Consider the following 22,799-nt stretch of genomic DNA (forward strand, 5'->3'; position numbering starts at 1 on the left):
CCCTCCCCTATTCCGATCTCGATGACGATTCCCTCCGCCTCAAATCGGATTCGCCTCCATATTCCGATCTCGATGACGATTCCCCCCGCCTCAAATCGGATTCTCTCCCCTATTCCGATCTGGATGGCGATTCCCGCTGCTTCAAATCGGATTCTCTCCCCTCTTCCGATCTGAACGACGATTTCCACCTATGCAAATCGGTCTTTATTAAAACCTCCCCCCAATCCTCCAAAAAAATAAAAAAATTAAACACCATATTCTTTTCTCAATTTTCTGTCTTTTGATGCTATAATAAAATCATATAAAGTTAACCAGCTGCTCAAGTTCAAGGGGATTTAAAACAGTTTTATGAAAGCGTTATCATTTCGGTCCAGGGGGGAGTAATATGAAAGTCGGTAATCGTTTAACACTCTATATCGTCATTGGTTTAGTCGCAGGTATCATCATCGGATCGGTGCTGAACCCGATATCCGACCAGACATGGGTGCAATGGCTCGATCAGTATGTCTTCAACCTCGTCGGTCAGATTTTCCTCAGTTTGATTTTCATGGTCGTCGTGCCTGTCGTCTTCATTTCAATTGTACTTGGTGTCGTCGGTGTCGGGGATCCGAAAAAGCTGGGGAGCCTCGGCATCAAGACACTGGCATTTTACCTGGCCACCACCGCAATCGCGATCACCCTCGCACTGATCATTGCACTCGTGCTGCAGCCGGGTGAAGGTCAGTCGGAATTGCTCAACTCATCGGAAGTTGAGGAATACCGTGAAACGGAGCTTGGGGGTGATACGGGTGAAGCTGTCGAGCAGACTTTCGACCAGACGATCATCAATATCATCCCGGATAATGTGATCGACGCCATGGCCACGGCCAATATGCTTCAGATCATCGCTTTCGCAGTCTTCATCGGTATAGGGATCATCGCCGTGGGGGATAAGGCGAAAGGGTTGATCAAAATATTCGAAGAGGCCAATGAAGTCATCATGTGGATCGTTCTTGCAATCATGAAATATTTCGCAGCGATCGGTGCATTCGGCCTCGTGGCGACAGCCTTCATACAGGCAGGGTTCGGTGCCATCCAGCAGCTCGGCATGTACTTCGTCTGTGTGCTGCTTGCCCTGTTCATACATTTGATATTCGTTTACGGTGCAGTCATCCAGTTCCTCGGTAAACGGAGCTTCATCTGGTTCATCAAAGGGTTCCTCCCTGCGATGGGTGTCGCCTTCAGTACATCTTCATCCAGTGCGACACTTCCCGTTTCCATGGAGACCGCCCAAAATAACCTCGGAGTGAGGAAGAGCATCTCGAGCTTCGTCCAGCCGCTCGGTGCGACGATCAACATGGACGGCACCGCAATCATGCAGGGGGTGGCGACGGTCTTCATCGCCCAGCTCACGGGAATCGACCTCACCATCATGCAGATGATCACGGTCGTCCTCATCGCGGTTGTCGCGAGCATCGGTACGGCGGGCGTGCCGGGCGTCGGCCTGGTCATGCTTGCGATGGTGCTCACCGCGGTCGGCCTGGATCCTGCAGCGATCGGTATCATCCTCGGCATCGACCGGCTGCTTGATATGACCCGTACAGCTGTGAACATCACGGGTGATGCGGCAATCTCGGTCGTACTGAACGAACAGCAGGTGAGAAAAGAGTCGGACGGCAACGCACGCCATGCTGAATGATCCAACAAAAAAACCACCCTCCCCGCTTCAAGCAGGGAGGGTGGTTTATTTTAGAAACTTTCAGGCTTATAAAGGTTCCTGTTTTCCAGAGGGAATATCCGTTCCGTAAACATGCCTTCTTTCGTGTTGTCCAGATGCTTATCCATCATCATCATACGTGCATCGATGTTGTCGATGAAATGCAGGATTTCCGCCTCCTTCAACATCGGCACTTTCGGTGAACCGTACTCGAGCTTGCCGTGGTGCGAGAGGATCAAGTGCTTCAGCAGCAGAACTTCCTCTCCATCAATTTCCAGTTCATCTGCAATTTTGGTGATCTCCTCCACTGCGATGACGATATGGCCGATCAGGTTGCCTTCCGTCGTGTAAGTCGTCCCTATCGGTCCGGACAGCTCCTTCACTTTGCCGATGTCGTGCAGTATGATGCCGCTGTACAGCAGGCTCCTGTTCAATGACGGGTAGATGTCGCATAATGCTTCCGCCGTCCTCAGCATATAGTGTACATGGTATGCGAGTCCGGATACAAAGTCATGATGATTCGTCATCGCGGCAGGATAAGTCAAAAATTCATTCTTATATTTCGACAAAAGCTGACGGACGATGCGCTGAAGCGCACCGTTCTCTATCTTCAAAGTATAATCCAGTATGCTTTCAAGCAGTTCATCTTCATCCATCGGCGCTTTTTCGACAAAGTCCTTCGGCTGCAGTCCATCCTGCTCCGTCGCAAGGCGGTACATCGCGATCTTCATCTGACGTTTATTGCGGTAATCGATGACGTCACCTTTCACTTTGATCAGCGTCTCGGGAACAAGGGATTCCATATCTTCCTTGGAGACCGTCCAGAGCTTGGCTTCGATTTCACCTGACTTGTCCTGGAGATACAGTGTCATGTAAGGTTTCCCCTGGGTGGTGACACCCTGTTGGCTTCTTTTGATCAGGTAGAAAGTTTCCACACTGTCCCCTGCTTTAAGATTTGCGATATTCGTCACAAAATTCACCTCTATTTAACTTTCTCTTTTAATCTGATTGTCTGGTTGGAAGGTATTGCGGTATCAAGATTACACGTAAAATAAAGGACCTGGTCTTTCACTTCGCTCCGCAGATAATCCATTATGATTTTCTTGCGCTCTCTATCGAAATGGACGAATGCATCATCAATGATCAACGGCAGCTTATAATAGCCCTGCAGTGCCTGGATCAGGCTGAGCCGGAGACTGATGTAGAGCATCTCCTTTGTCGACTGTGAGAGCTCCAGCGGATGGAAGAGCTGGCCGTTCGAATGTCTGACGGTGATGCCGTTGTCATCATAGATGACATTGATGTACCTGCCCTTGGTCACGAATTCGAATATGTTCCTCGCTTCCTCGATGACGATCGGCAGCCTCTCATCCTTGATCGCTTTTATGTGGGTCTCGATGAGCAGCTGGATATATTTGAGCGACAGATAATCTTCCGAAAGGCCCTGGATCAGGCTCTTGCGCATTTCATACTCATGGTTGAGCTCGCTCAATTTGCCGTCGCCTTCAAGCACTTCGATTTCCTTGTTCAGTTCCGCAAGCACTTTCTGTTCATCCTGCACAAGTTCGTTGAAATGTTCAATCTGTCTGTTGATGCCCTCTTCCTCTTCTTTCAGGTCGGCAAGCATCAAGGAAGCAAGGTCGTTCCTTATATCATAATCGAACAGCTCTTCCTCCAGCTTGGCATCGAGTGCCCTGAACTGATTCAGGTTATTCTGATACTCTTCGAACTTGCGTGCATGGTAGTAGTATTCATCCTCATCTTCCGCATCGACATGATCGAACAGTCCTTCGATCTCCCTGCCGGCTGAAGCCACTCTTTCTTCCATGACGCTGATTTCATTTTCGAGCAGCTGGATCTGATCGGACAGATGATTGTAATTTGCGATATCCTCATTGAGTTCGGTGAGTCTTGCATTCACTTCATAGAAGATGGAAGCATCATTGTACGTGATGCCGAACCTTGAAATTTCAGCCTTCACTTCACATTTGAACGCCTGCAGGCTCCTGATGACATTGTCCTTCTCGACGCTGTGCCTGTTGATCTGATTGCGCTTTTGCTTGATGTCACGGATCGTATGGATTGCATCCACAATATATTTGTTCTCGATGTCAGGATTGATTTTAAGTTTCCGCTTCACTTCCAGAAGGTCGGTGTTCAGACGGTCATGTTCGGTTTCTTTCATCGCGAGCGTCTCTTTCAACTCTTCAATCTTCACGTTGAGGGAAATGCGTTTTGATTTCAGGGTGCGCAGATCCATCTTCAAGTCCCTTGCATCATTCAGGTCGAAATCGATGTCGTGTGCCTGTTTGATCCCTTCGATTTCATCTTTCAGTTCCGCCACTTCATTTTCATAATCGGTCCGCAGGTTCTCCTCTTCTTCCCTGTTCGTCAGAAAAAGGATGAGGAGCGCTGCCAGGCCGATTGCCGTGAATACCGTTCCCATGATCAGTGCGGAGTTGATGAAATAAAAGATCCCGATGCCGAGTGTGACTGCACTGATGGCAAGGATGAGGAAAGTCTGGTTCCTTTTTGCACGGTTGCGTTCCCGCTTCTCCCTCTCATATTCCTTTTCAATGAGCTGGAACATCTTACCCTTTTCCTTAAGCTCGACCTGCTTGTCCAGCACTTCCTTTTTGACCCTGATGCGTGCGTCACTGATCTGGGCCGCCTCGAGCTCCGTGATTTCCTGATCGAGCTGTCTGACGTCGGATTTGATATGTTCAACCTCACGCACGAGGTACTGCTCTTCAAGGTTGACTTCGTCAAGTTTGGCAAGCAGCGCCTGGACGGATTCCCGGACGATGTTCGAATCATCCACCTCGAGGTGTTCATTCTCCCAGCCGATGTCTTTCTGCAGCTGGACGATTTCATCTTCAAGGTTTTCGATTGCATTGGTGAGGCGGGTGACTTCCAAATTCTTCTGCTTGATGTCAGGCTCCCGGGACTTGAGTGCCTCGAGATACTCCATATCTTCTGCTGCAGGCAGTTTGATTCGGTTGATTTCACTCTTCAATGATTTCAACTTTTCCAGACGGAGATCGATATCCTTTGTCGCCTGTTCATAACTGTTTTTCAATGACTCGTATCTTTCGATACCTTTTTCAGGGAATGTGGGGGGCGCGACATTCAGTATGCCTTCCAGAGCCTTCCATTCTTTTATATCTCTGTGATACATGATTTCCTTCATCTTCTGTTTTCTGACTGTATCCAGCTGGTGCAGCGCATCCCGTTTGGCGCTGATGCTCTCCTCATATTTCATCTGTTCTGTCGTCAGATGATTATAATTCGATTCCTCTGCTTCCAGTTTGCGGATCTTTTCATTGATCTCGCGGAGTTCCACCAGTTCCTGATTGATTTTCGGATTGATGCCGTTCTTCTTGTATAAATCCTTCAATTCCTGATCGATGGCCGAGAGCATCTCATCATATTGATGGGAGCCGAGCGCCCCTGCACGGAGCAAGTACTCCTGGAGTTTGTCTTCCGTCATATTCTTATGGATATCCTGGAGTCCGAGCACATCGAATGAAAATATCGAACGGTATGTGCGTTTATCGATGAAGTTCATCTTCCTGATCAGCCAGTCTTCACTGCGTGAAGAGCCGTCATTCAAATATATCTTCACGTCACCCTGGACTTTATTGCCTTTGACCCTTTCTATCTCGACCGGGCCCTCGCCCTCTTCAAAGTCGACGGTGAGTTTGCCGCCGTACATGTTATGCATGCGCGGTTCACGTCTGGGTTCAGCTTCTTTTCTCGTAGGAAAACCGAAGAGTACAGAATGGATGAATGACTGCATTGTGGATTTGCCCGCTTCATTTTCACCGAATATCTGGACGAACTGATGGGGTGTCCTGATTTCAGTTTCTGCAATCTTCCCGTAACCGTATATGTTTAATGATAGAATCTTCATCTTTTCACTACTTCCTCATCAGCATTTTCAAACGCTCTTCGCCAAGGTCAAGATAGTCTTCTTTTTCCAGTTCATTCATCGGCGGCAGCAGACGGTTGATCTTCGGATCCATGTACATGCTGTTCAGGGCTTCCTTGAATATTTCATCATTGTCTGAATAACTTGCCTTGATATCATTCAGTATTGCGGTCTGATTCTGGTTTGCATAATCGACCGCCAGTGAATCGATCCATATGAAGTCCTTCACGTCCTGCTCATCCTCATGGAGCAGCAGCAGGAGTTCATTATAATCCGCTTCCGACAGTTCATCATCCCCCGCGTGGTGAAGCGTCAGCTGAATGATTTTCTTACCGGCTTCACGCAGCCTTGATTTGAATTCGATGATGGCCTGATATACATCATGCTTGTCCAAGGTCGGCATATCCAGGGTGTATTCGGCAAAAGTGATTTCATGTACAGGTACGAAGGTGGTGCTGAGGAAGACCTCATCCCCTTCGACAAGCAGGAATCCTTTATCGCCGTACTCGTTCTTGTTCCGCCCCTGTATATTGCCGGGGTAGTGGATCGGTGGGAGGTCAGAGAGCTGTTCCCTGACATGGATGTGCCCAAGCGCCCAGTAATGATAAAGCTTGCTGTTGAGCGTCTCCAGATTGAATTCCGTATAACGTGCCTGATTATGGCTCGAGTTTGCATAAGTCCCGTGCAGTATGCCGATATGGATGCCCTCATTCAGTTCATTGACCGGATAGTCATCAAGCTTGTTTTCATATGTATCATCAAGGAAGTAGCTGAAACCGTGCAGGAAGATGCGCTCACCCTTCGAACTCACGGATTCGAACGTTTCCACCTGCTCCTTGAAGACACTCACGTTGTCCGGCCACTTCGTCTTCGCCTTTTCAGTGAGCGGATCATGGTTGCCGTGCAGCATATAGACGAATATGCCGTTATCCTTCAGACGTTCAAACTGCCTCTTCAAAAACGTTTCGGATTTCAGGGTTCGGTTTTCCTTGTCGAAGACATCACCGGCGATGATGATGAAATCCACCTGTTCTTTAATCGCGGCATCGATCATCCTTACCACGCTTTTATATGTACTTGAGATCAGATCCTCAAAAATGTTCTTCGGCATCCTGGTCCGGGATTTGAACGGACTGTCCAGGTGGAGGTCCGCACAATGTATAAATTTGACCATCAATTTCACCAACTTTACTTTATATGTTCATACACAACCAGTATACCAAATTTCAAAACAAAAGAGGCCTAAGAATAGACCTCTCAATGATTAATTTTGGTTGTTGATTCCGTACAATTCTTCGATCGGTTTCATGATGACACGATTCAAGTCCTGAATCAGCTGACTCATGTTCTGTTCAGCTTCCATCAAAGCTTTGATATTCTCATCATTTTCTATTTCCGCAGCTGAGCTCTGTGCCTTCTGCACGTCTTCTTCGAGGATTTCCTCACCCTGCATCTGCTTTTGCTGAAGTTCCATCTGCACCTGTCTGAATTCATCAAACAATGCCTTGGATTCAGGGTTGCTGTTCACTTTCCCATAAAGTTCCTTCATGTTGTTGAATTCATCTGATTCTCTTAACGCACTTTCGAGTGCATTGGCCTGATCGTATACATTTACTGACATCATAAAACTCCTTATTTTTTTGATGTGTCTACTGTAACATATTCTTTTAATTTATAACAACACTACCACGATGCCCTGGAACAATCCGATGACCGCCCCCAGGATGAACCCGAGCAGCGTGATCATCTGGAACTCTTTTTTCGCCACATCCATGACAAGATCTTCGATGTGTGCAAGTTCGAAGCTGTCTATCTGCTTCTTGATCACTTCGGCAAGCTGAAGTTTATCCATGATGCGACCCATATTGTGGGCCAGATAATTGATCGTGTTGTCTTTCAGCGTATACTTGCCGCGCTCTTTGAAAGAGTCGAAGAACTCCCTGTTGAATTCAATGATCGGCTTATCCAGCAGGCTGCGCACGTCGATGCGTGCTTCCAGTGCACTGCTGATGCTTATGACGAGCCCGTCCTTATCATCCTCGGACAGGAAGTCATTGACCGGCCTGCCTTTCACTCTCCTGTACTCTTCGATGATGAACTTTTCCATGATATCCACCATCTTGGGATGATGGATCAATTTCATGAGCTCTTTTCGGATATTCAGGGTGATGTTCTCTTTTGTCATGAAATATTTCAATGATTTTGCGAGACGCCCTCTTTTTTCTATGAACTCATCCGTCATCGTGTACAGATCTTCGTATCCTTTGTCGGAGGCCATGTATTCTTCGAGTTTGCGGGTGAGCTGGGGCCGGAGTTCTGCCACTTTCATGTCGATTGTATGCATGGCATCGCGCGGCATAAGGTCTTCTATCTTCGATATATAAAGTTTTTCGCTTTCTTCCGATATCTTATTCTCAAGTTCTGCATTGAAGCCCGTGATCACTTTCTCACTCAGTCCGGCATGCAGCCGTTCAAGGAAGTAACCGATGCTCAGTTTTTCCTCTTCGATCGTTCTGATCTGCCTGTCTATAAAATTCATTATGAACCGGTCTGTCTCGGGACTTTTGACTTTATCTATGAAAACATCCGGGGTCAGCAGGTGGCCGGTGATGATCCTGCCGAGCTTCGTCGAAGCCTCGCTCCGCCGGCTCGGTATGACGCCCGGTGTGAACGGCAGCTTGATGCCGAATAAATATTTCGCTTCATAGGGACGGAACAGCATCCTGATGGCAAGCATATTTGTAAAGCCTGCAATCAATGATCCCGTGACCACCATGAATATTATCAATCCAATTGTATTCATCCAGTGCCTCCCCTGCCTGTATCATTTTCTTCACTTCGTAAATAATACCATAAAACCATTCTATTATTGAAAAAAAGGGGCAAAGCGTCATGCGCTTTGCCCTTCATTTATGGGATCACAGAGTTTATACCGGCTGCAGATCGGTCTGTTTGTTGAAGAATGTCCGGATTTCCCGTTCGATGTATGAAGCATGCACCGGCTGGTGCTGCTCATTCAATACTCTGTAGATTTTATTACCTTTATTGAATTGAAGCTCATAACCACTTCTTGTTTCAAGTGTTTCCCAGTACACTTTCTCATTGTCGTAAAGCGGATATACACAATGACCTCTGGATATCACCTGAGCGAGTTCCAGTGGATCTCCGGAGAATGTGTTGGTCAATACTTCACTGTTCCTGAAAAGTGCACATAAAGAAATACATGTCGTCCAGTTCGGCAAAATGCGCTCTTTTTCAATCTGAACTAATGTCTTCTTTGATAATCCGATCGTGTGGCTCATCGAGTCCTGTGTGTACCCGGCTTCAGTACGCACCATCTTGAATTTGGACTGTAAAGTTTCTATAAAAGCTTGTTTATCCATTTTATACACCCTTTCAAAAATACAACGGCCTATCGCTGCCGGCGATAACGTTAAAAAACTACACTTAAAATATAATAATATAAATTTACCAAAAATAAAAGAGTATACAAGATAAGTTCAATAAGTGTTCACTTATGGAAATCTTATATACCCTTATTATTATACCACTTTTCCATCTAAAGTGTAATATTATGCTTGCGTTTCCGCCTTCTCCTCTTTCCTCGTCATCTGTTCATTCAGCACGACGGAGATCGCAGCGTCACCCGTGATGTTCACGGCTGTACGCGTCATATCGAGCAACCGGTCGATGCCGATGATGATGCCGATGGCTGCAGGATCCAGGCCGACTGCGGTCAGCACCATCGCAAGCATGACCAGGCCGACGCCCGGCACGCCCGCCGTTCCGATGCTCGCCACGACGGCGATGATGACGACCGTAATCATCTGCATGATGGTGAGGTCCACCCCGGACAGCTGGGCGATGAAGACCGTCGCCACGCCCTGCATGATGGCGGTGCCATCCATGTTGATCGTCGCACCGAGCGGCTGGACGAAACTGGATATTCCTTTCCTCACGCCAAGATTCTTCTGCGCAGTCTCCATTGAAATCGGCAGCACTGCACTCGATGAAGATGTACTGAATGCGACACCCATCGCAGGTGCGAAACCTTTGATGAACCAGATGAAACTACGCTTCGCAAGGAAGCGGATGGCGCCGCCGTAAACAAATAAGAAATGTATGAACAGTGCAAGCAGCACACAGACGAAGTACATGCCGAGCTGCTGGATCGCCCCGAATCCGGCCTGCACGAAAGCCGTTGCCACGAGTCCGAAAGCGCCGATGGCTGCGAAATATTTCATGATCGCAAGCACGATCCACATGACGACTTCATTGGCCTCTTCGAACAGCCTGATCAGTCCCGGCACTTTGTCTTTCACGGCAATCAATGCGATGCCGATGAATATCGCAAATGCGATGATCTGCAGCATATTCGCAGTTCCCATCGCTTCGATCACATTGGTCGGGATGATATTGATGATCGTCTGGTCGAATGTCTGATTGATCGCTTCGCCGGTCTCACCTTCAAGCTCCGTTTCACGGTACTCCTCCACTTCGGATGAAGCGAGAAGCTCTGATTGACCCTCACCCGGCTGAAGCACAAGGGCGATGATGATCGCGATTGAAATGGCGATGGCGGTCGTCGCCAGATAAAATGCCAGCGTCTTGATCCCGAGGCTCCCCAGAGTCTTCGGATCCCCGACACCGACCACACCAAGCACGATGGAGATGAACACGACGGGCACGACCATCATGAATATCATGCTGAGGAACAATTGCCCCACGACGTTGAATATGTACTGATCGATCCACTGCACCCAGCCTTCGCCGGACATTGGGCTGAGGATGGAGCCGATGATGATCCCGGCAACCAGCCCGATGACGATATATAATGTTAAACGGTTACTTACTTTCATATTTTTCCTCCCTGATGCGTAGTGAAAACACTTCCAAATTATACAGCGAAACAATTTTTTTAACAACTGAAACTTTTACTAATCCCGACCCACCGGGCTGTGCACCGCTTTTGGGGGATAAGTCCTTTATTCATCGGCCGGATGGAATTACATTTCCGATATCTTCTATATGTAAGCTGCATAAATAAAGGCACCGTCACTGAAATGACGGCGCCCTGGAACATCAAAGTTTCACAAGATTATATTTGATCGCATAGATCACAGCCTGTGTACGGTCTGAGACTTCCAGCTTGTTCAGAATATGGCTGACATGCGTCTTCACTGTCTTCTCACTCACATAAAGGGCCTCCCCGATCTCCTTGTTGGATTTACCCTTCACGATCTCCTTCAGCACATCGATTTCACGTGCGGATAAGGCATTCCTTTCATGCGGCAGGTTTCCGGTGTTATCGATGATCTTCAATATGTTCGGATGGATGACTTTCTCACCCTGGATCACATCCCTGATGGATGAGACGAGTTCCTCCGCTTCCATCTCCTTGATGATGTAGCCGTCCGCCCGTGCCTGGAACACCGGTCTGATATATTCCTCGCTCGTGTAGCTCGAAAGTATGAGCACCTTCACTTTCGGATAATCCGCCTTGATCATCCGGGTGAGTTCGATGCCGTCAATCTCCGGCATGACGAGATCCAACAGTACCAGGTCGACTTCCGCGTGGTGTTCTTTCAAGTATTCGAGCGTTTCCCTGCCGCTGCCGAAATCTTCAAGTACATTGATGTTGTCGGTGGTCGACAGCAGGAATTTCATGCCTTCCCTTACAATATGATGATCGTCTGTGATGATGACGTTATACATATGCTTCACTCCTCAATCGGTACAGTGATCCTGACGACTGTACCTTCATCAATTCCTGTATCTATATCCAGTTCACCGCCGAGTTTCCTGATGCGTTCCCTCATGTTGCCGAAGCCGTAGCTCGTCGCCCGCTTGTTGCCGAGATCGAACCCGGCTCCCCTGTCGGTCACCGTCGTGTAGAGCTTTTTATCCCGTACGGTCATTTTGACATCCGCCTCTTTTACACCGGAGTGTTTCATGACGTTGTTCAGGCTTTCCTGTATGATGCGGTAGAGCTCTATCTCTGCAGCGTCGCTGATGCTGTAGAAGCCTTCAAGTTCGATGTTGACCTTGACCCCGATGAGTCCGCTGTACGATTCGATGGCATGGAGGATGCCGTTCTCCAGCCCGATTGGCTTCAGCTGCCATATCAGTGCCTTCATTTCCTTCATGGCATGTTTCGATGTGTTTTCGATGGAGCTCAGGGCATCGTCGATTTTCTCTGCATCGGAGAGGGATTTCGCCGCATGCGACGTGATGCCGATTGAAAACAGCATCTGGTTCACCGAGTCGTGGAGGTCGCGTGCGAGCCGCTGACGCTCCTTGATGACGATACTTTCCTTCTCCTTTGCGGTGAGTTCGATCCTTTTCAGGGTCGACCCGATCTGGAAGGCCACCGATTCGAGCAGTGCCAGCTCGTCCTTGTCGAACTCTTCACGGTCCGGACTCGCCACGTTCAAAAGGCCGTATGACTCAGAACCCGAAATGAGTGGCATGGTGGCATGGTGGGTGATGCCTTTATTTTCACCGGGGAATTCCAGCTGGGCTTTTTCAAGCCTGGAGCAGACGAAGATGTTCGTCGCGGTCCTGAGCTGGCCTTTATGGTATGCCCTGACGCACCAGCAGCTCCCGTCATCCAGGTAATGGCATTCCCGCTTTTTAAGCGACGGCGGGAGCCGGTAGTGGGCCGCGAGTTCATGTTCACCCTCATCATTGATGAAGAATATCCAGCCGGTATCGAATTCCGTATGGTCGATGAGTTCACGGAGCGCACCGTCGAGCATCGTCTTCAGATCGGTCTCTTCATTCAGGAACTCTGCGATATCTTTCAATAATTTCAATTTACTCTTCATGGAAACACCCATCTTCATTTCTGTTGTAATCAATTTGTAAAAATATTGATGGCAAATGATCCTACTCATACTATAATATTATAGTATGTAACCAAGTAAAGAAAGTAAGAGGAAGGTCGTCCATATGAAATATAACAAACTATTCATGCAGCTGATATTCCTTGTCTCATTGATTGCGACACTCGGGTCGCTGTATTTCAGTGAAATCAGGCTGTACCTGCCCTGCGAGATGTGCTGGTATCAGCGGATCATCATGTATCCGATCGTGCTTATATCATTCATCGGCCTCATCAGGAATGATATGAATTCAAGGATTTACTTGAGGGCGTTCAGCGGCATCGGCATCCTCACCTCCGCCTACCACTACAGCCTGCAGAAATTTTCGTTCATCGCCGACAGCCAGCCTGCTTGCACGGGTGTGGACTGTACTGTACAATATATAAATTGGTTCGGCTTTATAACGATTCCGTTTCTCGCACTCATCGCGTTCATACTGATCTTTACAATGTCATTTTTAATTAAAAAATAAAAGGAGTTATCATTGAATGGGAAATAAAATATTTTACGGCATCATTGCAGCAATCATTGTTGCATTCATCGCAATTTTCGTCGTCATGAACAACAATTCATCCGAGCCTGACCAGCTGAGCGACTCGGGCTACTACCCTTACACGGATATGGAACCGGAGGCACTGAGCGGCCCGACGATCGACGCACTGGATAATGAGGATTACCATTATAACCAGACGCCGGCTGAAGTCGCAGGTGCCATCGAGAGCGGCGACGGCCAGTACGTCTACTTCTGGTCCCCTACATGTCCACACTGCCTGGAAGCCACACCACTGCTTGTGGACGCTTTCGAACAGGCGGATGAAGATCTGATCCAGCTGAACGTGCTCGAGTACGAGGAACCGTGGAACACATACGAGCTTGAAGCGACACCGACACTCATCTACTTTGAAGATGGGGAAGAAGTCGAGAGAATGACCGGGAATCCGGGAGACGTTGAAAGCTATGAGTCCTTCATCGCTGCAACTTCAGGAGAATAATTGATGAAATTCACAGTGCATGAAAATTTTGACGGCCAGTCGCTCGAAGACGTCTTAAAGACGCTTCACTTATCGAAAAAGGAACTTCATCTTCTGCGCATGTCAAAAGATATCGAAATCAACTCGGAGAAGCAGCCTTTGAACACCGACCTCCATACGGGGGATGCCGTTAATCTCCCGGCGTCGGAGAAAAAAAGCCAGTACAAGCCGAGTTACAGGACATGCGAAGTATTGTACGAGGACAGGTATCTCGCCCTCCTCTTCAAACCGCGCGGTGTCAAGACACATCCGAATGAAATGCACGAAACGAACACTTTGATGAACCATGCGCTCTACACGCTCGATGTGGATTATCTCGAACCCGTCCACCGTCTCGATCAGGAGACGAAAGGCGTGATACTCGTGGCCAAGCACCCATACGTCAAAAAGATGCTTGACCATATGCTCGCTGAACGCGAGATCAAACGCGTCTACATCGCAAGGGTCGATACGAAGAAACGTCTGGAGCCCCAGACCATTTCAGCACCGATCGCCAAAAACCCGAAAGAAAGAAATAAATATCACGTCACCCCCCGCGGGAAGGAAGCCGTGACGAACATCATCAAATCCAAAGTGACGGATGAGTACTGTGAAATCGAGCTGGAGCTTGAGACCGGACGCACCCACCAGATCAGGGTCCATCTTGCCCACATCGGTTTTCCCATCATCGGAGATCCGTTGTACGGCGGCTCGACACTCAGGGATCTGCAGCTGTTCAGCTATAAGATGTCATTCATCCATCCGATCCTGCAGAAAGAATTGACCATCGCACTGGATAAAGATGAATTATAAGTAAAATCCCCTTTGAAATCACAATGATTTCAAAGGGGATTTTTTATGATGCCGCATATCAGTTGCTCTTCTTGAATCTGTTCCTGATCCGCGTCAGCAGATAATTTTCCTTATGTTCTATCTGTTCACGGTTCACTTTCAAGGCGCGGCGCATCAGTTCTTCCTGCGCGCTGAGCAGCGGCGCATCGTTCCTCACATATGCGTATGTGCCGTCCGGCTTCTGGTAGCGGGCTTTTTTATTGTCCCTGAGATAAAGTTCATTGATCTCCTTCAATTCTTCGATGAATCTTTCATCATTCACCGGGAAGAGGATCTCCACACGTTTGATCATGTTCCTTGTCATCATATCCGCAGAGGATAAGAACATCTTGTCTTGCCCGTTATGACGGAAGTAATAGATCCTTGTATGTTCAAGGAACCTGCCGACTATGCTCACGACACGGATATTTTCGCTGACACCGGGGATGCCCGCCTTCAGGCAGCATATGCCGCGGATCACGAGGTCGATCTTGACACCCTCCTGTGAAGCGATGAGCAGCTTATCAATGATCTTCTTGTCGGTGAGTGAGTTCATCTTGGCGAATATATACCCGTTGCCGTGTTCTTTATGGAACGCGATTTCCTTGTTGATGTAATCATCGAATAAGTCCCTGATTTCAAAAGGCGCCACGTGCAGCGATTTATATTCGGGTTTCAGTGAATATCCGCTCAAATAGTTGAAGAAATTGATCGCATCGTCGCCGATATCCGGATCTGTCGTGATGATGCCCATATCCGTATACTGCTTGGCTGTGGAGTCATTGTAATTGCCCGTGCCGAGATGGACGAACCTGACCAGTTTATTCCTCACCCGTTTGATGACGAGCGTGATTTTACTGTGCGTCTTCAAATAGTTCATCCCGTAGATCACATGGCACCCGGCATCTTCAAGTTCCTTCGCCCAATGGACGTTGCTTTCCTCATCGAACCTTGCTTTCAATTCGACCAGAACGGAAACCTGCTTGCCGTTCTCGGAAGCTTCCTTCAGGGCGGCGATGATCGGTGAATCGCTCGAGACACGGTACAGCGTCTGCTTGATCGCGAGCACGTCCGGATCCGCCGCCGCCTCTTTGACGAAATCCACGATCGGCTGGAATGACTCGAACGGATGGTGCAGGAAAATATCTTCCTTCAAGGCGCGCTCATATACGTCGTCTGTACCGAGGAACTTCGGGGACTGCGGTTCGAACGGTTTATAGATCAGGTTCGGGTGCCTTCCCTTAAGGTTCGAGACGAACTCGAAAAGGAAAGTCAGGTCCAGCGGCCCGTCAAATTTATAGACATCATTTTCACCAAGGGACAGCTCCTCCATTAAGAATGAGCCTTTGATCGCACTGTTCCCGCCGCTGTCGATCTCAAGGCGCACTGCTGCACCCTTCGTGCGTTCCTTAAGGAACCTTTCGATCTCGATCAGCAGATCCTGCGCCCCTTCTTCATGGATGGTGAGGTCGGCATTCCGGGTGATTCTGAATGCGAATGTACGGTCTATTTTGTACCCTTTGAATAACTTGCCGACATTTCTGATGATGATGTCTTCGGACAGTACGACGTATGTCCTGCCGTCATCATGGAAAGTGTAGAACCGCTTGATGATCGTCGGCAGCTGCACGATTGCCGTCTGATCACCGAGCTCATTCGACAGATTCACGAATATATTGATCTTCTTATTCATGAGCTTCGGGAAAGGGCGGTATGCATCTATGCCGAGCGGCGTCAGTGAAGGAAAGATTTCTTCGTCGAAGATCTCATCCGCTTCCACTTTGAATCGCTCAGGCAGATCTTCCGGCTTTTTGAAATAAACGCCGTAACTTTCAAGTTCATCTTTAAGGTCGTTGAAGATGCGGTACTGGGCGGTGCAGTTTTCCCTGTTCAACCTGCTGATGTTTTCAAGCTGCTCACCCGGGGTCATCTTCGTCTTATTTTCAGGTTCATGGTAATTCATCTTCACCTGATCTTTCAGTCCGCCGACTCTGACCATGAAAAATTCATCCAGATTGGAACTGGTGATTGCGAGGAATTTGAATCGTTCGAGCAATGGATTATGGTCATCGATTGCTTCTTCCAGCACTCTGTAATTGAACCTGAGCCAGCTCAGTTCACGGTTATCATAATATTCCCTGTTGTCGAGTTTGTATTCCACGGTCATCCCTCCAATCACCATTGTACTGTTCTAATGTTAAGCTTCTGTAAATTTTATCTCCAATTTTTTATCGAGCATCTTCTCGATATGCTTCTTCTGCCTTGATGCCTGATATTCCTCGGCGATTGGATCGCCCTGATATTCAACGGTGAGGACATATTCGTCTTCATTCTCATCCAGGTACAGATCAGTGACGATGTTCGTATGCGATATGTTCAGTGCATTCGCAAACTTGAGTATGCTCCCGAGATCGAGCAGCAATTTGATGTCATCGTCATCGAACCATCCCACGTCCTCGGCATAAAATTTAAGGAGCGTCTTGTTCTTGAAGCTCGCAATCAACGCAAGCCGCACCCGGTCGCGGTGGACGATGCCGTTGATGTTGCTGTTGGCGAGCAGATAGAATGTGTGCTGGCTCGTCGCATCCCGGTCTATGAAATCACCGAGATAGAATATTTTCGCCGCATTCTTCAAAAGATATTTGTCATGCTTTGATATCGTGAGCAGATCATGCCGGTTCAGTTCATGGTAGATGCGCTCCGTGATCTCAGTGCGCTTCGCGGATGTTTCCGCATTCAGCTTGAAATCATTTGCAAGCTCGCTCATCGCATCCTCGTAGATTTTATATTTGTTGAAGGCATACGGCTTCTCCTGCGAGATGATGGACATCGCAAGACCTTCACGCAGCCCCTTGCGGCTGAATTTGAATTCCCTCGCATCGACGATGTCGTAAAGTGTCTTGAAGACAAGCAGGCTCGGCAGTATGATGTCGCTGCGGTCCCTGCTCAAGCCGTCGATATCATCCAGCTCCTCACCTTCCGTATTCATGAGGATGTCCATGACACCTTCCAGGCCGTCACGTTCCAGTGCATAGCCGTGGACACCCGCAATTGGATAATTGATCATCGACTGGTGGATGCGTGCGACGTTCCTTGCACTTCCGCCGATCGCAAGGATCGTCACCCGGCGTTTGGACAACCATCTCACATTGCCGAGCTGTTCCTCAACATACGCCTTTGCTTCCCGGATGGCGTCTTCATCATTATGTGCTCTGCCTTCAAAGAACATCTCCTGGAGCGTCACCACACCGAAGGGGAGGCTTTCTGAGTAAATCAGCTCTTTATCTTCAAAGAAGGTGAGCTCGGTGCTTCCTCCGCCGATATCTATGGTGACGGCATCATGGGTGCTGATCGTATGGGTGACTGCATGGAAGCCGTAATAGGCTTCCTCTTTGCCGGAGATCACTTTGATGTCGATGTCCAGCTCTTCTTTGACACGTTTCACAATCTCATCGACATTAGATGAATTCCTGATGGCTGCCGTGGCGACGGGACACAAGTCGACCACATCGTACTTGTCGGCAATCTGCTTGAAGCTGTGGAGTATGTTCACTAAAAGGTCGATACCTTCTTCTTCCATGAGGTCGTCTTCAGTCAGGTAGCCTGCAAGCCTTGCAGGCGTTTTTATATTCTGGATCTCCTTCAGACCCGTCTCTTCGGTATACTCGAACAATACCAGCCGTACGGTGTTCGAGCCTATATCTATCAAGCCTATCCGTTTCATAGTGAGTTCACCTATTCTTTAGATTCAGTCATATCTTCAGGTCTGATCCACTCATCGAACTGAGCTTCCGTCAAATGGCCGGATTCGACAGCCGATTCTTTCAGCGTGATGCCTTTTTCATGGGCATTCTTGGCAATTTTCGCCGCTTTTTCATAACCGATATGCGGGTTCAGTGCCGTGACGAGCATCAGTGAATTGTTCAGGAACCTGTCTATGTTTTCATGTATCGGTTTGATGCCGACAGCACATTTATCATTGAATGTCACCATGCCGTCCGCGAGGAGATAGATCGACTGCAGTGTATTGTACAGGATCACCGGTTTGAAAACATTCAGTTCGAAGTTGCCCTGTGATGCCGCAAATCCGACTGCTGCATCGTTTCCGAAGACCTGTGTCGACACCATTGTGAGCATTTCCGACTGGGTCGGGTTGACTTTGCCCGGCATGATGGATGACCCCGGTTCATTGGCAGGAATCTCGATTTCGGCAATGCCCGCACGCGGTCCTGAAGCAAGCCATCTCACATCGTTTGCGATTTTCATGAGGTCTGCTGCAAGCGCTTTAAGCGCACCATGCAGGTAGACCACTTCATCATGCGCAGTGAGTGCATGGAACTTGTTCGGGCTTGTGACGAACTCGTAGCCTGTCTGGACGGATAGTTCCCTTGCGACACGCGCACCGAATTCAGGATGTGCATTGATGCCGGTGCCCACTGCCGTACCGCCGATCGCAAGGTTCCTGAGCTGGCCTTTCGACTCCTCGATGAGTTCCTCGCACTTCTCAAGCATATATCTCCAGCCGCTGATTTCCTGTCCGAGCGTGAGCGGAGTGGCATCCTGCAGATGCGTACGGCCGATTTTGATGATATCATCATACTCTTTTTCCTGTGCTTCGAAAGTTCTTTTCAATTTCATCAGTGCAGGCAGCAGCTGCTCTTCAACAGATACGAGGAGTGCCACATGCATTGCTGTCGGATAAGTGTCATTGGAGCTTTGAGACATGTTCACATCGTCATTCGGATGAACTTTCTCATCTTCGATACCCTTTTCCTGCAAGTACTCGTTGGCGACATAGCTGACGACTTCGTTGACGTTCATGTTGCTCTGTGTGCCGCTTCCGGTCTGCCAGACGACAAGCGGGAAATGCTCGTCCAGTTCACGGTTGATCACACGGTCGCATGCATATGCGATCGCATCTCTCTTGTTGTCCGACAGCTTGCCCAGGCTGTTGTTCGCAACAGCTGCCGCTTTTTTCAACTCGGCGAATGCCACGATCACTTCAATCGGCATCTTCTCTTTGCCGACCGGAAAATTCTGGCGGCTGCGTTCAGTCTGTGCTGCCCAGTATTTATCAGCGGGTACTTTGATTTCTCCAATAGTATCTTTTTCAATTCTGTATGACAATGAAAAAAACCTCCTGTAAATTAGTATACATCAACATTTTATACTAATTCACCAGAGGATTCATCTGTTATTCATCATTTTCTTTCCCATCATCATGCGACTCATCAACGGAAGTATCAATTGGATAGTCCGGATTTTGGGAAAGCTGTTCCATTTCCCGGCCGAGCTCACGCACATCTTCCATATCATACGTCATCGTATTCGGATCTGGTTCCACCAGATCCTTATAGTCTTCATCCTCATCATTTCCGTATCGGACTTTCCAGTCTTCCTTCTTCATCCCGCTCTCACCTCTTCAGACTTATGCAAATTTGAAACTGTAATAATCGGCGATATCCGGATCCAGCCCAGACGCCGCCTCCCGGTCCAGCACAACCGTCACCATACGGTGCGATTTGATCTGGCTGTATGCATCCTTGTCATTTTCCTTGGCATTGTACAGCGCCCTGACCACATCCGCCTTGTCTGCACCTGCAGCCACCACGAACAATTCGCGGGCATCGAATACCGGCTCATTTTTATCCTCATCATTGAAGCCGACATTGCCTTTATTGTCGAGATACAAGAGTCCCAGACTGATCTGTTTTTTATCTTTATCGTCATCATCAAGGAGACTGTTCAGCGATTCACTCGAGCCGTCTTTGTGGAACTGGTTTTCAGGTATCGTGAGCTTATCAAGCACATCCGTTGTCGGTCTGCCGATCAATGTGATGTTCACCTGGGAGAAATCTGCAGGATGCTGCTTCGTCTCACCGACGAACTTCTCATATGTCCAGTTCAAATCTTCATTCATTTCCAATGCAAGCAGGCTGGTAGGATTGTTGTGGACCTGTTTCCTTAAGATATCAGCAGTATATACACTTAAAGTTTCTTTGGTGTCGAAAATTTTAAAATTCATAGCCATGATAATTTCCTCCATATAATGTGTTTTAAGACATATCATACTTAGTTTACCCATAATTTTATCACAAATAACACTGAAGGAACTTTAAAATGAAAATACCGCAACTTTGTGAGCAGAATATACATATCCGCTCCGGATAGCACTTATAATTATAATTAGAGATTAATTTCACAAACTATGAATGGAGAGGATGATTCAAAATGGAAGGTTCAACCAGGAATTTCAACTGGCCTTCACTGATTGTCGGAATCATATTCATCATTCTGGCAATCTTTTTATTCGCAAACCCGGACGCCACGATTTTGGCCGCAGTCTTCCTGCTCGGCTTCGGCGCAATATTCAAAGGTGTCTTTGAGATTTTCTTCAGAAGGAAGATAAAGGATTACTCGGACAGGAACTATACCCTGATGCTCGTGATCGGCATCATCGACATCATCATCGGGCTGCTGATCCTGTTCAACATACAGCTCGGCATCATCGCCCTGCCTGTGCTTCTCGGCGCATGGTTCATCGTCGACTCAGTCTACCTGCTCATCACATCGAGCTACATCAAAGAACGGAGCACCAGCAGGTTCTGGGCCGCGGTCATCATAGGTATCATCGGCATACTGCTCGGCCTCATGGTCCTGTTCAACCCGTTGACCGGACTCTTTGCCATTGCATTCCTTATGGGGATCTACTTCCTGATCACAGGAATCGAGTTCATAATCGAAGCGTTTGATTCATAACATCCCAAAATTATTTAAAAGCCTCTTTTTAAATGTGGTATAATCAGATATAATGTTAATTATATAAGCGAGTACGCTAGGAGGCAGACTAATGGATGCATTTTTAATCTTAATGGTATGTATTGCGTTTTTAACTGCAATTTTAACTGCTTGCCGCGAATCTGAGTATGGTTACAAGGATGACGGCGAAAAGAGAATCAGATAATATTTAAATTCGAAAGACCTGCTCAAATTGAGCATGATGCCGTAGATCCTTTGTGATCTATGGCATTTTTTTGTGACGTTTGTGTGGATTTCAGCTCAAAGTTGCGAATCCTCCCTCGTGATTCGTAACCCTTCTGAGATTTCTGTGTCAATGTTGCGAATCCAGCACCCTATTTCGCAACCTTTATGAGACTTGCCTGCCAACGTTGCAAATTCTTCCTCCTATTTCGCAACCTTCTACCAAACTCCTGGTCAAAGTTGCGAATCCTCATCCATATTTCGTAACCTTTCCAAGATTTATCTCCCAACCTTACGAACTCAAGGAAGTAAGCAATTGTAATTTTATGATAATCAATTAAAGTTTGACTGGTAAATGGTAACAAGAAAAGGACGACTTCAAATCAATTGATTTGAAGTCGCCCTTTTTCATGTATAAATTCAAGATCAGGATGAAGCACGCTTCACTCTCTATCTCAAAAATATTCATTATTCTATTATTGTTTTCTTCTTGTGAAGAATGTCAGCAATGCGCCACCTGCGAACAGAATGGAAGCAATAATCCCCATAGGTAATGCCGCTACACCCGTATCAGGAAGCGTCGATGACTTGCTGCCGTCATCAGCCTGATCACTTCCATCGGCTGCGCTTACGACATCCTCTTCAACATCCGGCACAGTGATTGCAACACCGGAACTGGTGAATGATTGAAATCTCCGTATATTTTCTTACTGCCCCAGGAATCCCTGCTTTTTAACGACTTCGTCGACATCCAGGCGCTGCTTTTTATTGAGCATGCCGACCACCTGGTCGCTCCAGGAATCATCCCGCTTCCCGCCTGTGCGTTCTTTATAGTACGCGCTCACACGCTCGTCATAATCTTCGATTTCCTCTTTCGTCTCATCCAGATGCTGATAAGTGTTCTCGTGATACACCGCTTCAAACGGCAGGCGTTCCTTAACACTGCCTTCGTGTGCCGGGAATCCAGCCACCATGCCGAAGAGCGGGAATGTGCCTTCAGGCAGCTCCAGTATCTCGATCACTTTCGCCATATCATTTCTCAGGGAACCGATGTAGCAGATTCCGAGCCCGATGCTCTCTGCCGCAACGGCCAGGTTCTGCGCCGCAAGCGCCGCATCGACGGTGCCGACGATGAACTGCTCCGTCAGATGGAAATTGATCGGGGCATCTTTTTCTTCCGACAGATCACGGTGCCTTCTGTAGTCTGCGACGAAGACGAATAAATGCCCGTTGTTCTCGACATAGGGCTGTGTGCTGATTTCCTTCAGCGCTTTCTTCTTTTCAGGATCCGTCACGCCGATGATTGTATATGCCTGCACATAACTTGAAGTGCTGGCACTCTGTGCCGCTTCAACGAGCATCCTGATCGTCTCGTCTGGTAATTTTTCATCGGTGAATTTACGTATTGAACGGTGGTTTTTAAGCAAGTCAATCACTGCATACTTTTCCATGTTAAAAATGTCCTC

Annotated in this window: 21 protein-coding genes; 5 read left to right on the top strand and 16 right to left on the bottom strand. The window is 47.9% G+C overall.

Features of this window, described 5'->3' with window-relative positions; genetic code table 11:
* The first annotated feature begins 385 nt into the window (after nt 1-385).
* Nucleotides 386-1,678 (top strand): dicarboxylate/amino acid:cation symporter, encoded by a 1,293-nt coding sequence (locus CRN96_RS04480; RefSeq protein WP_097039527.1) that lies wholly within the window; start codon nt 386-388, stop codon nt 1,676-1,678.
* A gap of 50 nt (nt 1,679-1,728) precedes the next feature.
* On the opposite strand, the gene yhaM is transcribed toward CRN96_RS04480, so the two are convergent.
* The 9 genes from yhaM to CRN96_RS04525 all read right to left on the bottom strand — a co-directional run bounded on the left by yhaM (nt 1,729) and on the right by CRN96_RS04525 (nt 12,487).
* Nucleotides 1,729-2,667, bottom strand: a complete 939-nt coding sequence (yhaM, locus tag CRN96_RS04485) for a 3'-5' exoribonuclease YhaM (RefSeq protein ID WP_097039529.1) — start codon at nt 2,665-2,667, stop codon at nt 1,729-1,731.
* Between the two features lie 11 nt (nt 2,668-2,678).
* Nucleotides 2,679-5,609 carry an ATP-binding protein gene (locus CRN96_RS04490; protein ID WP_097039531.1) on the bottom strand — a complete coding sequence of 977 codons (2,931 nt, stop codon included), beginning with the start codon at nt 5,607-5,609 and terminating at the stop codon, nt 2,679-2,681.
* Between the two features lie 7 nt (nt 5,610-5,616).
* Nucleotides 5,617-6,801, bottom strand: a complete 1,185-nt coding sequence (locus CRN96_RS04495) for a metallophosphoesterase family protein (RefSeq protein WP_097039532.1) — start codon at nt 6,799-6,801, stop codon at nt 5,617-5,619.
* A 90-nt stretch (nt 6,802-6,891) separates the two neighbouring features.
* Nucleotides 6,892-7,248, bottom strand: a complete 357-nt coding sequence (locus tag CRN96_RS04500; protein WP_097039534.1) for a YlbF/YmcA family competence regulator — start codon at nt 7,246-7,248, stop codon at nt 6,892-6,894.
* A gap of 51 nt (nt 7,249-7,299) precedes the next feature.
* Nucleotides 7,300-8,430 (bottom strand): DUF445 domain-containing protein, encoded by a 1,131-nt coding sequence (locus tag CRN96_RS04505; protein ID WP_097039535.1) that lies wholly within the window; start codon nt 8,428-8,430, stop codon nt 7,300-7,302.
* Between the two features lie 124 nt (nt 8,431-8,554).
* Entirely contained in the window at nt 8,555-9,010 is a 456-nt protein-coding gene (gene xdrA / locus CRN96_RS04510; protein WP_097039537.1) for an XRE family transcriptional regulator XdrA, read from the bottom strand.
* 189 nt (nt 9,011-9,199) lie between these two features.
* Nucleotides 9,200-10,486, bottom strand: a complete 1,287-nt coding sequence (locus CRN96_RS04515; protein ID WP_097039539.1) for a dicarboxylate/amino acid:cation symporter — start codon at nt 10,484-10,486, stop codon at nt 9,200-9,202.
* Between the two features lie 223 nt (nt 10,487-10,709).
* Nucleotides 10,710-11,342 carry a response regulator gene (locus tag CRN96_RS04520; RefSeq protein ID WP_097039542.1) on the bottom strand — a complete coding sequence of 211 codons (633 nt, stop codon included), beginning with the start codon at nt 11,340-11,342 and terminating at the stop codon, nt 10,710-10,712.
* 5 nt (nt 11,343-11,347) lie between these two features.
* Complete coding sequence (locus tag CRN96_RS04525) at nt 11,348-12,487, bottom strand: GAF domain-containing sensor histidine kinase (RefSeq protein WP_245844540.1); 1,140 nt, start codon at nt 12,485-12,487, stop codon at nt 11,348-11,350.
* A 91-nt stretch (nt 12,488-12,578) separates the two neighbouring features.
* On the opposite strand from CRN96_RS04525, the gene CRN96_RS04530 reads away from it, so the two are divergent.
* From CRN96_RS04530 to CRN96_RS04540, 3 genes are read left to right on the top strand one after another with little or no spacing between them, the layout of a single operon-like run.
* Nucleotides 12,579-12,983: a disulfide oxidoreductase gene (locus CRN96_RS04530; RefSeq protein ID WP_097039546.1), complete on the top strand. Its 405-nt coding sequence runs from the start codon at nt 12,579-12,581 to the stop codon at nt 12,981-12,983.
* A gap of 16 nt (nt 12,984-12,999) precedes the next feature.
* Nucleotides 13,000-13,503: a thioredoxin family protein gene (locus CRN96_RS04535; protein WP_097039547.1), complete on the top strand. Its 504-nt coding sequence runs from the start codon at nt 13,000-13,002 to the stop codon at nt 13,501-13,503.
* A 3-nt stretch (nt 13,504-13,506) separates the two neighbouring features.
* Nucleotides 13,507-14,334 (top strand): RluA family pseudouridine synthase, encoded by an 828-nt coding sequence (locus tag CRN96_RS04540; RefSeq protein ID WP_097039549.1) that lies wholly within the window; start codon nt 13,507-13,509, stop codon nt 14,332-14,334.
* A 58-nt stretch (nt 14,335-14,392) separates the two neighbouring features.
* Here the strand turns inward: CRN96_RS04540 and CRN96_RS04545 are convergent, their stop codons facing one another.
* The 5 genes from CRN96_RS04545 to CRN96_RS04565 form a co-directional block, all read right to left on the bottom strand.
* Nucleotides 14,393-16,519 (bottom strand): RNA degradosome polyphosphate kinase, encoded by a 2,127-nt coding sequence (locus CRN96_RS04545; RefSeq protein ID WP_097039551.1) that lies wholly within the window; start codon nt 16,517-16,519, stop codon nt 14,393-14,395.
* A 30-nt stretch (nt 16,520-16,549) separates the two neighbouring features.
* Complete coding sequence (locus CRN96_RS04550) at nt 16,550-18,076, bottom strand: Ppx/GppA family phosphatase (protein WP_097039554.1); 1,527 nt, start codon at nt 18,074-18,076, stop codon at nt 16,550-16,552.
* Between the two features lie 11 nt (nt 18,077-18,087).
* Nucleotides 18,088-19,479, bottom strand: a complete 1,392-nt coding sequence (gene fumC / locus CRN96_RS04555) for a class II fumarate hydratase (protein WP_097039556.1) — start codon at nt 19,477-19,479, stop codon at nt 18,088-18,090.
* 67 nt (nt 19,480-19,546) lie between these two features.
* The gene (locus tag CRN96_RS04560) at nt 19,547-19,759 is read right to left on the bottom strand and encodes a hypothetical protein (RefSeq protein ID WP_097039559.1); all 213 of its coding nucleotides are present in this window, start codon (nt 19,757-19,759) and stop codon (nt 19,547-19,549) included.
* Nucleotides 19,760-19,780: 21 nt separating this feature from the next.
* Nucleotides 19,781-20,383: a sugar phosphate isomerase family gene (locus tag CRN96_RS04565; RefSeq protein WP_097039561.1), complete on the bottom strand. Its 603-nt coding sequence runs from the start codon at nt 20,381-20,383 to the stop codon at nt 19,781-19,783.
* Between the two features lie 200 nt (nt 20,384-20,583).
* Here CRN96_RS04565 and CRN96_RS04570 point away from each other — a divergent pair, with 200 nt between their 5' ends.
* Nucleotides 20,584-21,111, top strand: coding sequence for a DUF308 domain-containing protein (locus tag CRN96_RS04570; RefSeq protein ID WP_097039563.1), 528 nt, complete (start codon nt 20,584-20,586; stop codon nt 21,109-21,111).
* Between the two features lie 698 nt (nt 21,112-21,809).
* Here the strand turns inward: CRN96_RS04570 and CRN96_RS04575 are convergent.
* Both CRN96_RS04575 and nfsA read right to left on the bottom strand, forming a co-directional pair.
* On the bottom strand, nt 21,810-21,989 hold the full coding sequence (locus CRN96_RS04575) for an LPXTG cell wall anchor domain-containing protein (RefSeq protein ID WP_097039565.1): 180 nt from the start codon (nt 21,987-21,989) through the stop codon (nt 21,810-21,812).
* A gap of 51 nt (nt 21,990-22,040) precedes the next feature.
* Nucleotides 22,041-22,784 (bottom strand): oxygen-insensitive NADPH nitroreductase, encoded by a 744-nt coding sequence (nfsA, locus tag CRN96_RS04580; RefSeq protein ID WP_097039567.1) that lies wholly within the window; start codon nt 22,782-22,784, stop codon nt 22,041-22,043.
* Nucleotides 22,785-22,799 lie beyond the last annotated feature (15 nt).

Source organism: Salinicoccus kekensis (assembly GCF_900220995.1).
Classification (GTDB): Bacteria; Bacillota; Bacilli; order Staphylococcales; family Salinicoccaceae; genus Lacicoccus; species Lacicoccus kekensis.